Origin of the sequence: Halomonas sp. DP4Y7-1, from assembly GCF_019800705.1 — a bacterium.
Taxonomy (GTDB): Bacteria; Pseudomonadota; Gammaproteobacteria; order Pseudomonadales; family Halomonadaceae; genus Halomonas; species Halomonas litopenaei_A.
In genome coordinates this window covers 153,992-168,139 of sequence record NZ_JAHVKS010000005.1, presented here as the reverse complement: position 1 = coordinate 168,139, position 14,148 = coordinate 153,992, and the positions used below count along the sequence as shown (strand labels likewise).

Annotated in this window: 13 protein-coding genes; 3 read left to right on the top strand and 10 right to left on the bottom strand. The window is 61.2% G+C overall.

What is annotated here, in order from left to right; translation table 11 throughout:
• Positions 1-3: 3 nt before the first annotated feature.
• Entirely contained in the window at positions 4-3,705 is a 3,702-nt protein-coding gene (gene metH / locus KUV72_RS11555) for a methionine synthase (protein ID WP_222238482.1), read from the bottom strand.
• A 342-nt stretch (positions 3,706-4,047) separates the two neighbouring features.
• Between metH and nfuA the strand changes: the two genes are divergently transcribed.
• Positions 4,048-4,638 carry a Fe-S biogenesis protein NfuA gene (gene nfuA, locus KUV72_RS11550; RefSeq protein WP_206938806.1) on the top strand — a complete coding sequence of 197 codons (591 nt, stop codon included), beginning with the start codon at positions 4,048-4,050 and terminating at the stop codon, positions 4,636-4,638.
• A 156-nt stretch (positions 4,639-4,794) separates the two neighbouring features.
• Here nfuA and KUV72_RS11545 read toward each other — a convergent pair whose 3' ends face one another.
• Complete coding sequence (locus tag KUV72_RS11545; RefSeq protein ID WP_222238480.1) at positions 4,795-5,829, bottom strand: DNA-binding protein; 1,035 nt, start codon at positions 5,827-5,829, stop codon at positions 4,795-4,797.
• A 327-nt stretch (positions 5,830-6,156) separates the two neighbouring features.
• On the opposite strand from KUV72_RS11545, the gene KUV72_RS11540 reads away from it, so the two are divergent.
• Complete coding sequence (locus KUV72_RS11540) at positions 6,157-7,275, top strand: tyrosine-type recombinase/integrase (protein WP_222238478.1); 1,119 nt, start codon at positions 6,157-6,159, stop codon at positions 7,273-7,275.
• Between the two features lie 104 nt (positions 7,276-7,379).
• On the opposite strand, the gene KUV72_RS11535 is transcribed toward KUV72_RS11540, so the two are convergent.
• Both KUV72_RS11535 and KUV72_RS11530 read right to left on the bottom strand, forming a co-directional pair.
• Positions 7,380-7,538, bottom strand: coding sequence for a hypothetical protein (locus KUV72_RS11535; RefSeq protein ID WP_206938775.1), 159 nt, complete (start codon positions 7,536-7,538; stop codon positions 7,380-7,382).
• Positions 7,538-7,966: a hypothetical protein gene (locus KUV72_RS11530; RefSeq protein ID WP_222163808.1), complete on the bottom strand. Its 429-nt coding sequence runs from the start codon at positions 7,964-7,966 to the stop codon at positions 7,538-7,540. The genes KUV72_RS11535 and KUV72_RS11530 overlap by 1 nt, the downstream gene beginning before the upstream one ends.
• A gap of 467 nt (positions 7,967-8,433) precedes the next feature.
• On the opposite strand from KUV72_RS11530, the gene KUV72_RS11525 reads away from it, so the two are divergent.
• On the top strand, positions 8,434-8,853 hold the full coding sequence (locus KUV72_RS11525; protein ID WP_206938771.1) for a SufE family protein: 420 nt from the start codon (positions 8,434-8,436) through the stop codon (positions 8,851-8,853).
• Between the two features lie 144 nt (positions 8,854-8,997).
• On the opposite strand, the gene yidD is transcribed toward KUV72_RS11525, so the two are convergent.
• The 6 genes from yidD to KUV72_RS11495 form a co-directional block, all read right to left on the bottom strand.
• Positions 8,998-9,306, bottom strand: a complete 309-nt coding sequence (gene yidD / locus KUV72_RS19885; protein ID WP_315857889.1) for a membrane protein insertion efficiency factor YidD — start codon at positions 9,304-9,306, stop codon at positions 8,998-9,000.
• A 211-nt stretch (positions 9,307-9,517) separates the two neighbouring features.
• Positions 9,518-9,958: a phosphoribosyl-AMP cyclohydrolase gene (hisI, locus tag KUV72_RS11515; protein ID WP_206938761.1), complete on the bottom strand. Its 441-nt coding sequence runs from the start codon at positions 9,956-9,958 to the stop codon at positions 9,518-9,520.
• Positions 9,955-10,452: a transcriptional repressor gene (locus KUV72_RS11510; RefSeq protein WP_222238474.1), complete on the bottom strand. Its 498-nt coding sequence runs from the start codon at positions 10,450-10,452 to the stop codon at positions 9,955-9,957. The genes hisI and KUV72_RS11510 overlap by 4 nt, the downstream gene beginning before the upstream one ends.
• Positions 10,453-10,523: 71 nt before the next feature.
• A complete protein-coding gene (locus tag KUV72_RS11505; protein ID WP_206938750.1) occupies positions 10,524-11,504 on the bottom strand; it encodes an alpha-L-glutamate ligase-like protein in 981 nt (326 codons plus the stop codon).
• Between the two features lie 3 nt (positions 11,505-11,507).
• Complete coding sequence (locus KUV72_RS11500) at positions 11,508-13,022, bottom strand: inactive transglutaminase family protein (RefSeq protein ID WP_206938748.1); 1,515 nt, start codon at positions 13,020-13,022, stop codon at positions 11,508-11,510.
• Between the two features lie 60 nt (positions 13,023-13,082).
• Positions 13,083-13,934 carry an ATP-dependent zinc protease gene (locus tag KUV72_RS11495; protein ID WP_206938746.1) on the bottom strand — a complete coding sequence of 284 codons (852 nt, stop codon included), beginning with the start codon at positions 13,932-13,934 and terminating at the stop codon, positions 13,083-13,085.
• Positions 13,935-14,148 lie beyond the last annotated feature (214 nt).

The following is a 14,148-nucleotide window of genomic DNA, read 5'->3' as shown; positions in this document are numbered from 1 at the left end:
GCATCAGGTGTCGTAGGACAGCACGGGCGAGAGCCAGCGCTCCATCTCGTCCAGCGCCATGCCCTTACGGGTCGCCAGTGTCTCTACCTGGTCCCGGGTGATCTTGCCGGTAGAGAAGTACTTTGACTGCGGGTGCGAGAAGTACCAGCCGGATACCGCTGCGGCGGGCCACATGGCGAAGCTTTCGGTCAGCTCGAGTCCACTGTTGGCGGGGGCATCAAGCAAGCGGAACAGCGTGGCTTTCTCGGTATGGTCCGGGCAGGCAGGGTAGCCAGGGGCCGGTCGAATACCCTGATACTTCTCGGCAATCAGCGCTTCGTTGTCCAGCTGCTCTTCCGGTACGTAGGCCCAGAACTCCTTGCGCACCCGCTCATGCATCAGTTCGGCGAAGGCTTCCGCAAGGCGGTCGGCCAGGGCCTGAACCATGATGGCGTTGTAGTCATCACCGCGGGCCTTGTACTCGTTGGACAGGGCCTCGACGCCATGCCCCGCGGTGACGGCGAAGCCACCGATCCAGTCCGGCGTGCCGCTGTCCTTGGGGGCGACAAAGTCTGCCAGGCTATAGCAGACCCCCTCGCGGTTCTTGGTGGTCTGTTGGCGAATGTGATGCAGTCGTTCGATCACCTCGCTGCGGCTGTCATCGGCGTAGACCTCGATGACATCATCATCCACCGTATTGGCCGGCCACAGGCCAATCACGCCGCGGGCCTTGATGCGCCCCTCGTCGATCAACTTGCGCAGCATGACTTGAGCCTCGTCGAACAGCTGGCGTGCAGCCTCGCCGACGATCTCATCGTCCAGGATCTTCGGGAACTTGCCGACCAGCTCCCAGCTCATGAAGAAAGGCGTCCAGTCAATCCGTGCGACCAGCTCGTCAAGATCATAGTCGTCGAAGGCCTTGAGGCCGGTGAAGGTCGGTGCCGGGGGGGTGTATCCCTGCCAGTCCAGCACGGGCTTGCGGGCGCAGGCGTCACGGTAGGAAAGGTCCGCTGCCTTGGGGCGGCGCTTGGCGTTGCGCTCACGTACCTTTTCATACTCCTCACGCACTTCCTTGACGTAACTTTCCTTGAGACCAGGAGACAGCAGGCGACCCGCGACGCCCACGGCGCGCGAGGCATCGGTCACGTAAATGACCGGCTCATCATACTGGGGCTCGATCTTGACCGCGGTGTGGGCCTTTGACGTGGTCGCGCCCCCGATCAGCAGCGGCAGCGAAAAGCCCTGTCGCTGCATTTCCTTGGCCACGTGCACCATCTCGTCCAGGGACGGCGTGATCAGTCCGGACAAGCCAATGATATCGGCGTTCTCCTCTCGGGCCGTCTTCAGGATCTTGTCGGCAGGCACCATGACGCCAAGGTCGATGACCTCATAGTTGTTGCACTGAAGCACCACACCGACGATGTTCTTGCCGATGTCGTGGACGTCGCCCTTCACCGTGGCCATGACGATCTTGCCCTTGGCCTGGGTGTCCTCGCTCTTCTCCGCTTCGATATAGGGGATCAGATAGGCGACGGCCTGCTTCATCACTCGCGCCGACTTGACCACCTGGGGCAGAAACATCTTGCCCGCGCCAAACAGGTCGCCCACCACATTCATGCCGTCCATCAACGGCCCTTCGATGACCTCGATAGGGCGGCTGGCTCTCTGGCGGGCCAGCTCCGTGTCCTCTTCAATGAAGGCAGTGATGCCTTTCACCAACGCGTGTTCAATGCGTTTTTCCACTTCCCAGCTGCGCCACTCCAGATCCTCCTTCTTGTCGCCGCTGGAGCCATCGCCGCGGTACTGATCGGCAATATCGAGGAGGCGCTCAGTGCTGTCGTCACGGCGGTTGAGGACAACGTCCTCGACCGCTTCACGCAGGGCTTCGGGCAGGTCGTCATACACCGCCAGCTGCCCCGCGTTGACGATCCCCATGGTCAGGCCCGCGCGAATGGCGTGGTACAGAAAGACCGAGTGGATGGCCTCGCGCACGGGATTGTTACCGCGAAACGAGAAGGACACATTGGATACGCCGCCGGAGACCATGGCATGGGGCAGATGTTCACGAATCCAGCGGGTGGCCTCGATGAAATCGACGGCGTAGTTGTTGTGCTCCTCGATGCCGGTGGCAATGGCAAAGATGTTGGGGTCGAAGATGATGTCTTCAGCAGGAAAGCCGATGTCATGGACGAGCACGTTGTAGGCTCGCTGACAGATCTCCGTCTTGCGCGCGAAGGTGTCCGCCTGGCCGGTTTCATCGAACGCCATGACGACGACCGCGGCGCCATGCCGGCGACACTCGGTGGCCTGGTGGCGGAAAGCGTCTTCGCCTTCCTTGAGCGAGATCGAGTTGACCACTGCCTTGCCTTGAATGCACTTCAGGCCCGCTTCGATGATGTCCCACTTGGAGGAGTCGACCATGATCGGCACGCGAGCAATGTCCGGCTCCCCGGCGATCAGGTTGAGGAAGCGCACCATGGCATCCTTGGACTCGAGCATGCCCTCGTCCATGTTGATATCGATCACCTGGGCGCCGTTCTCGACCTGCTCAAGTGCCACCTCGAGCGCAGTGGTGTAATCCTCTTCCTTGATCAGGCGCTTGAAGCGCGCCGAGCCGGTGACGTTGGTGCGCTCACCGACGTTCACAAACAGCGAGTCATGTTCGATGTTGAACGGCTCGAGGCCTGACAGGCGGCAGGCGCGGCTGCGCTGTGGAATCTGACGCGGCGTCAGGTCTTTGATGGCACGGTGGATCGCCGCAATGTGTTCCGGTGTGGAGCCACAGCAGCCGCCGATGATATTCACCAGGCCGCTGCGTGCGAACTCGGCCACGATGGCGGCCATCTCCTCAGGCGTCTGGTCGTATTCGCCAAATTCGTTGGGCAGGCCAGCGTTGGGGTGAGCCGATACGAAGGTGTCGGCCTTGGTGGACAGCTCCTCGATGTACGGCCGCAGCTCTTCGGCCCCCAGGGCGCAATTGAGGCCAACGGTCAGCGGCTGGGCGTGGCGCACGGAGTTCCAGAATGCCTCGGTCGTCTGCCCTGACAAGGTGCGGCCTGACGCGTCGGTGATGGTGCCCGAGATCATTACCGGCAGGCGCTGGCCGGTTTCGTCGAAGATCTCCTCCAGCGCGTAGATCGCGGCCTTGGCGTTCAGGGTATCGAAGATCGTTTCGATCATGATCAGATCGGCGCCACCGTCGATCAATGCCAGAGCCGCTTCGCGGTAGTTGTCGCGCAGAGCATCGAAGGTCACGTTTCGCTTGGCGGGGTCATTCACGTCTGGAGACAGGGACGCCGTCCGCGACGTCGGGCCCAGTACACCAGCGACATAGCGAGCTACCCCAGTGTCCGACTCGACCTCATCACAGACCTGGCGGGCCAAACGAGCCGCTTCGCGGTTGAGCTCGGGCACCAGGGCTTCCATGCCATAGTCGGACTGCGACAGGCGGGTCGCATTGAAGGTATTCGTCTCGAGAATATCGGCGCCGGCCAGCAGGTAGTCGCGGTGAATCCGCGATACCAGGTCCGGGCAGGTCAGGACCAGCAAATCGTTATTACCCTTGACGTCCGAGGGCCAGTCCTTGAAACGCTCTCCACGAAACTCTTCTTCGCTCAGCGCTGCATTCTGCAGCATGGTTCCCATGCCACCATCCAGCATGAGGATGCGCTGGGAAAGGCTGTCGACGAGGCGGGCGGTCTGAGCGGTTGGTGCGGCTACGGCCATGGGAAGGTGGGTCTCCAGCTGGACGCTAGTCAGGTCGACTGACGCAGAATTTTTTATATGCCACCGCTTGCGTTGGCGTGGCTCGGCCCCCATGTGATTGGCGCAGACATGGCAAGTCGCCGGGGGATCCGTTCGAAAGGCGCACATCTTACCAAAGCGCTGGCCGTGGCGGCAGGGGCAATGGCGCTGTTGTCGCGATGCCGGATCCGTTCACCGTTGCGAGACATTCTTGAGTGTTTTACTCGGGATTGAGTCTGGGCCAGCTTGGGCTTACCATGCAGTCATCCAACCCGCAGTGGCCACGAGCCTTGAGTCAAGGCGGGGCGAACCAGTGAGAGAGCCATGAGCGAGAACATCCAGATCACCGACAGCGCACAGGATTACCTGGCCGAACTGCTCGAGAAGCAGAACGTCGACGGTATTGCGGTGCGGATTTTTATCACCCAGCCGGGTACCCCCTACGCAGAAACGTGTCTGGCCTACTGTCGTCCGGGCGAGGAAGAGCCCAGTGACGAGCGGCTTGAGCTCGACAAGATCGCCGTCTACCTGGACGCCAACAGCATTCCGTTCCTGGAGGAGGCCGTTGTCGACTTCAATGCGGATCGCATGGGTGGGCAGCTGACGATCAAGGCGCCCAACGCCAAGATGCCGAAGGTCAATGCCGACAGCCCGCTTGAGGATCGTATTAATTACATCCTGTACAGCGAAATCAACCCTGGCCTGGCCGCCCATGGTGGCGAGATCAAGCTGATCCAGCTGACCGACGATCAGGTGGCCGTGCTGGCCTTCGGTGGTGGCTGCCAGGGCTGTGCCGCGGTCGACCTGACGCTCAAGGAAGGGGTCGAAAAGACCTTGATGGAGCGGATTCCCGAGCTTGCCGGTATCCGTGACGTCACCGATCACACCGATACCACCAACGCCTATTATCGGTAAATCATGCTCAGTTGATCGTCGGCCGCGATGGCTGGCGAGGCATCGGCTTCACCTATCTGTATGACGAATGCAAAAAGCGCCGCTCTCTGGAGCGGCGCTTTTTTTATGGAGCACAGGGTTTTATGGAGCGCAGGGTTTTATGGAGCGCAGGGCGCGTCAGCTGTCGCGGCCTGGGTCTCGCTTGAGCTTGGATTCATCATTTGGTGAGGCGGCATCTTGCTCCCGCTGCTGCCGAGCCAGCGCCCAGATCTTCTCGTCGAGCTTTTCTTCCAGTCCTTTCAGTCGCTCTGTGTGGCTCGCTATCAGGCGACGCTGCTCCTCGATGCGTTCGTTGAGCAAATCCACTTCATGTCCGCGTGCGCGTAGCGCCTCTTCCGAACGAGATCGCTCCAGCTGCGTTTCTCGATGCCGCTTTTCCTCCTCCGCAAGCTCCCCGCGCAGGGCGTGTAGCTGCTGCTGTAGCGTGTCGTGACGCTGCTCAGCCTGCTTCAAGCGCTGGGCATGGGATTTCTCCAGCGCCTGTCGCTCGCGACGGGCTTCGTCCAGCATCGCCATCAGGCGTGCCTCTGCAGCTTCGTGACGCTGCTCTTCCTGGGCGAGCTTCTCGCGCTGCTGTTGCTGCTGCTCCTCCAGTGCACGCTGGAATTCCCTTGCTTCCTGCTCCTTGTCCTGTTGCAGGCGCTCGAGTTGATCCTGTTGCTGGCTACGGCGCTCGCGCTCCTTGGTCAGCAGCTCCTCCAGTCCCTGCTTTGCCGATGTCAGGTGAGCCGCCTCACTGGCAGCCTCCTGCAGGCGCGCTTCCACCGAGGAAAGGTGGGCAGCAAGGGCGCTCTCGCGCTGCTCCGCGTCTTCCGCGCGACGGTGGGCGGTAGCGACCTTCTCCAGTGCCGCCTCGACGTTACGGTCAGCTTCCTGGCGGTAATGGGCGAGGTTCTCGGCTGCCGCTTCCTGTGCCTTGGTCCATAACTCTTCTGCCAGTGACACGAGTTCTGCGGGCATCCCCTGAGGCGGTGGCACATCACGCCGCTCCTCACGCCGAGACCGCCATTCGCGCAGATGCTCGCTGATGGTGGTGAAGCTGCCAGTCCCAAGCACTTCGCGGATCTTCTGAACGCTAGGGGCTTCCTGCTGCTTCAGCAGAGTGTCCACCGCTCGCTGTACGTCGTCGTAGGTAATCCCTGTGCGGGCCATCGGGGTCTCCTTGAGCGGGCATGTTAGCGCCAGCGGCAGATCATGCCTGAATGCGGGGGTGCTGACTACGATCCAGTGTGTCCATTGGCCACGGCGGCGACCGCGGCCCATCGCCTCAGCGCTGTGCATGCGACGATTCTAGTGTAATTACACTACATACGTAAACGTAATAATATTTATGATAACGCCTGAAAAATCAAGATTACGCGCCTTATCTTGAATAATTGATGCTGTAGGGGCAGCATGGAAGGGGCAGGGAAGGTGTTCAATCCATGGTGGTGACGGGCTTTATCAATGGCAGATAACGACAGATCTGGCGGAGGTGGCATGGCTGCCTGGCGCGCGGAGTCTTCTCAGTGGCTGGCAGCGCGGGAGCCTGAACGCCCAGGCGCGCTGATCGAGGCCAATGACGACTGGGAGGCTGTCACCTGCTGGTTGCAGGAGTACGCGGCAAGCCCGCAAACCCTCAGGGCCTACCGACGGGAGGCTGAGCGGCTGCTGCTGTGGCTGGCCGAGCGCCAGCAGGTCCTCGCGGGTTTGCGTCGCGTCGACATCGACGAGTTCGAACGATTCCTGGCCAACCCGATGCCTGCGGAGCACTGGGTTGGGCCGACCAGGCCGCGCCAAGACCCACGCTGGAGGCCCTTTCGCGGGCCTCTGTCACCGTCGAGTCGGCGCCAGAGCCTGGTGATCCTGCAGGGCATGATGGCCTGGCTGGTGGAGGCCGGTTGGCTGTCGCGCAATCCGTTTCGATTGATGCGCGACAAGCGGCGCAGGCTGAATAATGGCCAGCGCAGGATCGAACGCTATCTGGAGCGTGCGTTATGGGACTGGCTATGGTCCTGGGCGAGTCGCCCGCTGCCTTTACAGGCGACGCAGCGCATGCGCTACCTTTGGTCCAGACGCAGGCTGATACTGGGCTTTGGCTATCTATTGGCCCCGCGCATCAGCGAAATGAGCGCCGCACGCTTTGATGACATCGTGCCGAGAGAGGGGCGGTGGTGGTGGCAGGTCGTTGGCAAGGGGCAGAAGTTTGCCCAGATTCCGGTACCACCAGACATGCAGAAGCTGTTGGAGGAAGCCCGCTCGCTCTATGGAGTGTCAGATGCCTTGGGCACAGCGCAAGGTCCGATCTTGCGTCGACTCGATGGCCAGACACCGCTGGGCGACAACCAGCTCTATCGGATGATTCGCCAGACCTTTCGCGAGGCAGCAGAGGCGCTGGAAGAGGAGGGCGGTGAGGCGCGCTACGTTGCCCAACTGCGCGAGGCTACGCCACACTGGCTGAGGCATACCGGGCTGACCCATCAGGCCCAGGCCGGAGTGGAGCTGCGCTACCTGGCTGAGACTGCGCGCCATTCACGCCTGGATACAACGGCGATCTACCTTCACTCGGAAGATGAAGAGTGGCACCGTCAGCAGTCCCTGCACCAATTGACGCGTTAGCCATGGCCAGCATGGCCAGGCGTCTGGCTGGGATTTCAGAGGCTGGGATTTCAGAGGCTGGGTTCTACGAGGACTGGTTTCAGGAACAACCTGACAGGACGGTTTCAGGGCCTGAAATGGCCGCGCTTACGCGCGAGATAGCGATCGGCGTGCTCGGTCAGTGCCTTGACGTCTGACTTGTAGCCGCGATCTAGCTGGTAGGCTGCCACGGCAAGTGCCAGTGTGGCGGCCAGCATGATCAGCATGGCGATGTGAAAGGTCATTACTTATCCCTCCAGGTCAGCAGGGCCTTTGCATAGGATGCCACGAGTGCGAGCCCGAAGCCAATACAGGCACCCCATAGCGGCTTTGCGGTGTTAGCCACGACCAGGGTGGCATGACTGTCCTTGTCGGCAAAGAACAGGGCGATCAAGGACAAGGCACCCACGGTGGTGCCGGCTCGGTCCGCCAGGTCAAGCAAGTTGGTCAGGATGGCCGCACGCTTGGCCCGTCGCTGGGCGGCCAGGTGCGCGATGATGTCTTCCAGTTGCTGCGATGTCAGCCCACGTTCGTGCGCAGGCGTTTCCTTGCCAGCCAAGGCATGGCGCGAGCGAGCGTCTTCCAGGTAGCGGTCAAGTTGCTTCTCGAGAGCGGCAAGCCGACGGTCGCGGGGCTGTCGTTTTCCCGGTCCTTCGGGAGGGTGTTCTGCCATATAGACTCCGTGGCGGCGCTAACGCCCAGTTCTCAAATGCCCTGTTCTGAAAGCCCAGTTCTGAAAAGCCCAGCTCCTGAAACCGGGCCGCTAACACCTCGTTGCCAGAACGGGTGGCGAATACCTGGCCGTTGTAACCGGTTGCCATGCCCGATGTATCACGACCGAGACATCAAATCGACGCATCACATCGGGTCACCACGTTGTGGCGAGGTACCCGATGTTACCGACAAGGGAGCATGGCCGAGCGTTTCCGAGCCTGGCTCATCGCCGATAGCGATACCATGCATTCATCGCTGGGGGTAAAGCGGCTACAGTCTAGCACGCTCGCTGTCGTCTTCATGTCCGCGGTAGGTCTTCATGTTCGCAGTAGGTCTTCATGTTCGCAGCAGAAGGGTGGCGGCGGGAGGGACGACGCCGGGGGCGTGGTGAAGGTATACTGGCGCGAGCAATTTCAGGGAGTTTCCATGACCACTACCGCGGAACAGGCCCAGCAGGAGCTGCTGGAAGAATTCGAGTTGTTCGACAACTGGATGGATCGCTATCAGTACATCATCGACATGGGCAAGGCGCTGCCGCCCTTTGCCGAAGAAGACAAGCGGGATGAGCTAAAGATCCAGGGCTGTCAGTCAAATGTGTGGATGCGCCACGAGCGTCAGGGCGACCTGCTGCACTTCGCTGCCGTTTCGGATGCGGCTATCGTATCTGGGCTGATTGCGGTGCTGCTGCGGATTTACAATGAGCGCACGCCATCCGACATCCTCGCCACCAGTCCTCATTTTCTCAAGGATCTGGGGCTCGACAAGCACCTGTCGCCGACCCGTAGTAATGGACTCAATGCGATGCTGCAGAGGATTTATCGCGTCGCCGAGCAAGAGGCGGCGTAACGGTCCGGCAAGGTCGAGCGCAAGAGATACACGAAAGCTGCCGCTCCGCGGGGCTTGGCAGAGTCAACGGAGTGTTGCGTAGGCCCGCCGAGCGCCGCGACTCGTCTGCGCAGGCATTTGTGCAGTGTCTCCCTATAGGTTCCGCTAAGGGCGAGGCTGAAAATGATCGTCCAGCTCAGGATCATCGCGACACAGCTGTTCGCTGGGCCCGCCCGGCACGGGATCGATGCCACCCTCGGCACCGGGATGACAGCGAAGTATGCGTTTCACTGCCAACCAGCCACCCCACAGTGGGCCATGCACGACGATGGCTTCGTGGCTGTAGTGAGAGCAGCTCGGCCAGTAGCGACAGCGTGGCCCCAGCACCGGGCTGATCACCGTCTGATAGATACGGATGACACCGAGCAGTGGCAGTGACAGCCAGCGCTTGACCCCCTGTGGACGGGAGAGCACTGGCTCTCCAGGTGTCTGCTGCAAATGAGCCGAGGTCGAGGCGTCTGCATGCTCCTCGCCACAGCGACAGCCCGCATGATGCTCTAGAAGGGGCGGCGGAGCAGCAGGGCAGGCACCATGCTGTGCCGGAGTGCCCGTCTCGCCCGTGTGAGGCTCGACCCGGTTACCATCGCTCACCTGGGCAGTGCTTGCTTGACTGCCACGGCGTGCATCACTTCTTGTTGTAGAGCTCATTGGGGTCCATCAGCGGGGCGCTGGTGATGCGCGCCTGCTGGTCCTCCAGTCCCACGTAGAAGCAGCTACGACGTCCGGTGTGACAGGCAGGTCCGGTCTGATCGACCTGAAGCAGCAGGGTGTCGCCATCACAGTCCAGCGAAGCGCTTCTCAAATGCTGCTGCTGCCCGGAGGTCTCCCCCTTGCGCCACAGTTTGCTGCGCGAGCGTGAGTAATAGCATACGCGCCCGGTGCTCAGGGTTTCCTGCAGGGCTTCGCGGTTCATCCACGCCATCATCAGCACCTCGCCACTGTCGTGCTGCTGGGCAATGGCAGGAAGCAGCCCGTCCCCATTGAAACGAACGTGGTTCAGCACCTCTTCGAGGGAGTGGCAGCTGTCCTTGGGTTCGCTCTCGAGGCGTTTCATGAAATCGCTCATGGGGCTCCGTTGTCGGTGGAATGGGTAGAGGTTCCGTTGTGGGCTGAGCTATCGTCGCCGCGGGATTGGCACTGCTGGCACAGGCCGTGAAGCTCGATGGTCTGACGCTGTACCTTGAAGCCCAAGGATTGAGCCCGTGCGGACAACTCCTCATTGATATCGTCCAGATGCAGTTCTTCCACGAGCCCGCACTGACGGCAGATCAGCAGTTGAAAGCGATGAGCATGCTCAGGACACGGGCATGCTACATAGGCATTAGAGGACTCGATGCGGTGGACCAGCCCCTGCTCGATCAGAAACTCCAGAGCACGATAGACCGTCGGCGGCCGCGCGGCCGCATGGTCCTTGGCCAGCCGGTCCAGAAGATCATAAGCCTTCAGTCCACCGCAGGCGTCGGCAATAAGCTCGAGCACGCGGCGACGAATCGGCGTGAAGCGTACACCACGTCGGGCGCAGTGTTCTTCAGCCTGTTGCAGCAGGGCGGTATCGGTCATGGGGGCCTAAAAGTGCAAATCCAGATGTCAGTCTACCTGCTGGCTCAGGTGCGAGCCAGCAAGCAGGCGGCTCAGATGGCTTCGGCGGGGCTGTCCTGCAGCTCTCCTTGGCGAGCAAAATGGTGCTGGGCGAAGGCGACCCGTTCGGCTGCATTGCGCGACGTTGTCTGTGCCTCGATCAGGTCCAGGCGACGACGCAACCCCTCACCGTTGGCCATCTGGATGGCCAGGCCTGGCCTCGCGTTGAGCTCAAGCAGCATCGGGCCGCGATCTCGGTCGAGCACCATATCGGTACCCAAGTAGCCAAGACCGGTCATTTCAAAGCAGCCGGAGGCCAGTTCCAGCAAGGTGGTCCAGCCGGTAATTTGCAAGCTGGCCAACTCGTGCCCGGTGTCGGGATGGTCCGTGCGCGCGCGGTCAAACTGGACGCCGCGAACAGCTCGTCCGCTGGCGATATCGATGCCGACGCCCACTGCCCCCTGGTGGAGGTTAGCCTTACCATCGGAAGCAGCTGTGGACAGGCGCATCATCGCCATGACGGGATATCCCTGAAACACGATGACGCGGATATCCGGCACGCCTTCATAGGTGTAAGCCGCGAAGGAAGTGTCGAAGTTGATCAGCGCCTCGACCAGCGCTACATCGGGTGCTCCGCCGAGGGAGTAAAGACCGGAGAGGATGTTCGAGACGTGCCTCTCGATGTCCTCGATATCGAGCTCGGCGCCGCTTGGCTTGATGAAATGCCGGCCTTCGACACGTTCGATCACCAGGATGCCCTTGCCGCCGCTGCCCTTGGCCGGCTTGATGACGAAGCCATTATGGCCCGCCAGCATGTCGCCAATCCGCTTGACGCCGAACTGGGTAGACACCGTGCCGATCAACTCGGGGGTGGTGATGCCATACTCCTGAGCGAGCAGTTTGGTCTTGAGCTTGTCGTCCACCAGGGGGTAAAGCTTGCGGCTATTGTATCGGCCGATGTACCGGATGTTGCGCCGGTTCATACCGATAATCCCCTTGGCCCTCAGCTTGCCTGGGCTGGTCCAATCACGCATGAATCAGTCCTCCGTCACCGGCTTGAAGCGCCGGAGTTCGAGCAGGCGATAGCCGGTGTAGTTGCCCAGCAGCAGGATGAAGGCCATCAGGATCAGCTGCAGCCCGAGGAAGTTGAAGGTGATATGGCGAATCCAGGGATTGTTCATGGCCAGGTAAGCCAGCACCGCTGTCAGCAGACTGCCACCACCCTGAATCAGTACCTGCTTGGGGCCTTCTTCCTCCCACAGGATGGACATTCTTTCGATGGTCCAGGACAGAATGATCATCGGGAAGAAGGTGATCGTGAGACCGGCATTGAGCCCGAATCGATAGGACAAGACCGTAAAGATGGAGATGATGGCGATGACCGTTATGATCACCGCCGTCACCCTCGCCACCAGCAATAGATTCAGGTGCGACAGGTAACTACGAATCACCAGGCCTACCGCTACCACCAGCAGGAAGCCAATCAGGCCGGTCAGCAGGGATGTCTGGATGAAGGCCAGGGCAATCAGCACGGGCATGAAGGTGCCCGAGGTCTTGATACCCACCAGTACCCGCAGCAGCACCACCACCAGAGCGCCGATGGGAATCAGCAGGATGGTCTGGAACAGCGCCTGTTCTTCCAACGGCAGGCTGTGGATCGAGAAGTTGAGCAGGGTGTCACTGTCTTCCGCCAGCTGGCTTCTGACCGCTGCCGCAGCGGGCTGATTGCGGACCAGCATGGAGAAGGAAATCCGCGAGTCGCTGCCGCCTTCCACTTCCAGAACAGCGTTGCCGGCGCTTTCCCACATCAGCAGGTTGTCGGGTTTGCCCTGTTCACCGGTGGCAGGGTTGAACAGGGCGCGCTGGTCACCGTCGTAGACTTCGATCCAGGAAGTCAGACTCTGGCGGCGGCGTCCGCTCTCGAGCATCAGGCCGTTGACTTCACGCGCGGCAACTCCCGCCTGGTTGAGCAAGCGGACGGCGAGGGGGACACGATCAAACTGAGTCAGCAGCAGACGGGCGTTCTCGCCCTGACGGTTGTCTGCAAATTCGCTCAGCAGTTCCCGGGCGAAGGTGAAGGCATCCGAGGAGCGGTCCCAGGCACGGTCGATGACCTGCTGGGCGGCAGTATCGTAGGGCCGTTGCCACGCCACATCGCTGACGGGCGGGGGCGGAGGCGGCTCTGATGCCTTGCGTCCGCCTTCGGTGACCAGGACCTGGGCCGTGTAATAGAGACGCTGGTCACCGCTGGCTTCACGGGTGGACCATTCCGCACGGCGCGCGCCATCCTGCTGCAGGAAGGCAAGCCCGTAGCCCGGGGACGCGGTGTGTTCAGTCAGCACCCGGAAACCCGGTTGGGAGGAGGGCAGAGCCATGTCCACCTTGGCCGGCTTGCCATCGCCATCAAAGGTGACCTGAGCCTCGATTTCCCAGACCTGGCGCTGTTCACCCGGGGTCCATGGCACCTCGAATTCCACGTGGCGATGGATGCTTGTAGCGATGCCGACCACCATCAGCAGGGCGACGATCAGATAAAAGGGCAATCTGGACATGGGTCTTCCTTAAACGGGAGCGAAAGGCCAGCCAGCTGAGGGCTGGCACACAGCGTTCGGTCAGGGCTGTTCCTGATCATCACGATCGGCCGCTTCTTCATCAGCGGCTTCGCTGGCGGATTCCCCTCCTGGGAATTCGGGGCGGTCGTGCAGGTAGTGGCGAGCCACATCAATAACGGCGATGTCGAGCAGGAATCGCCGCCCAAGCAGCACCGGGTAGCTCAGGTGGGTACGGTCATTGAGGGTGAACTCTACCTGTTCACGAATGGGACCAAGGGTCATCAGCAGGCTGACCACCGGACGACTTTCCTCACCATTGGCCTGAACGATGGTGACATTGCGCTTGACCGGTGCTTCGATCCACTTGTCACGCACCGATTCGACCACAGAGTCCTTGTCGTTCAGCCCAAGCTTGAAACGAACCCACTCATCACCATCTCGTTCGAAGGTGGTGACATCGGTGGCGGACAGCGACGAGGTGTTGGCCCCGGAGTCGATTCTGGCCTTCAGATACGTGCCGACGTTGGGCAAGCCGACCCACTCGCTGCGCCCGAGCAGCTCCTTGTTGTCGATGCCAGACTCGGTAGAGGCCTCACACTGGGCAACCTGAACATTGGCCTGTGAGGTGTCTCGGTCCAATGCCTCAAGGTCGCTGCGGACTCCGCGGAGCAGACTGCCGACTTCACGGATATCGGCGGTCATGCGCAGGTCCTGGGCGCGCTGGGCGCTCAGCACATCCTCGGTAATGTTGCACTGGCCGGCCAGGCGGGTTTCCAGCCGCTGCATTTCAGCGTGAAATTCTGCCGGCGTAAGAGGCTCGGGGGGCGGTTGTGTATCGACCGGTGCCAGAGCACAGCCTCCGAGCATGACAGCGGCGGCCAGAGGAATCATACAGGTCGGTCGAAGAGGCATGACGCTAGCGTCCTTGTATCGGCATCGGCAAAAAGGTTTGGCTGACGGCCTGCGCCCTAATGACGCATCCGAATGAACCAAATTGAAGGGATGATAAGGAGCGATGCCTGCGCTGTCCATGCTGGCACATGGGCGAAAGGAGGATTCAAGTCCCGCTGGGTGCGTGGTTGGTGAAGGCGAGACGCACTGGCGGCGTCGCGGGAAGGTCGCAGGA

What these genes read in the sequence shown, in the direction of transcription:
- metH (WP_222238482.1), bottom strand. Translation starts at nt 3,705, where the DNA reads ATGGCCGTAGCCGCACCAACCGCTCAGACCGCCCGCCTCGTCGACAGC.
- nfuA (WP_206938806.1), top strand. Translation starts at nt 4,048, where the DNA reads ATGAGCGAGAACATCCAGATCACCGACAGCGCACAGGATTACCTGGCC.
- KUV72_RS11545 (WP_222238480.1), bottom strand. Translation starts at nt 5,829, where the DNA reads ATGGCCCGCACAGGGATTACCTACGACGACGTACAGCGAGCGGTGGAC.
- KUV72_RS11540 (WP_222238478.1), top strand. Translation starts at nt 6,157, where the DNA reads ATGGCTGCCTGGCGCGCGGAGTCTTCTCAGTGGCTGGCAGCGCGGGAG.
- KUV72_RS11535 (WP_206938775.1), bottom strand. Translation starts at nt 7,538, where the DNA reads ATGACCTTTCACATCGCCATGCTGATCATGCTGGCCGCCACACTGGCA.
- KUV72_RS11530 (WP_222163808.1), bottom strand. Translation starts at nt 7,966, where the DNA reads ATGGCAGAACACCCTCCCGAAGGACCGGGAAAACGACAGCCCCGCGAC.
- KUV72_RS11525 (WP_206938771.1), top strand. Translation starts at nt 8,434, where the DNA reads ATGACCACTACCGCGGAACAGGCCCAGCAGGAGCTGCTGGAAGAATTC.
- hisI (WP_206938761.1), bottom strand. Translation starts at nt 9,958, where the DNA reads ATGAGCGATTTCATGAAACGCCTCGAGAGCGAACCCAAGGACAGCTGC.
- KUV72_RS11510 (WP_222238474.1), bottom strand. Translation starts at nt 10,452, where the DNA reads ATGACCGATACCGCCCTGCTGCAACAGGCTGAAGAACACTGCGCCCGA.
- KUV72_RS11505 (WP_206938750.1), bottom strand. Translation starts at nt 11,504, where the DNA reads ATGCGTGATTGGACCAGCCCAGGCAAGCTGAGGGCCAAGGGGATTATC.
- KUV72_RS11500 (WP_206938748.1), bottom strand. Translation starts at nt 13,022, where the DNA reads ATGTCCAGATTGCCCTTTTATCTGATCGTCGCCCTGCTGATGGTGGTC.
- KUV72_RS11495 (WP_206938746.1), bottom strand. Translation starts at nt 13,934, where the DNA reads ATGCCTCTTCGACCGACCTGTATGATTCCTCTGGCCGCCGCTGTCATG.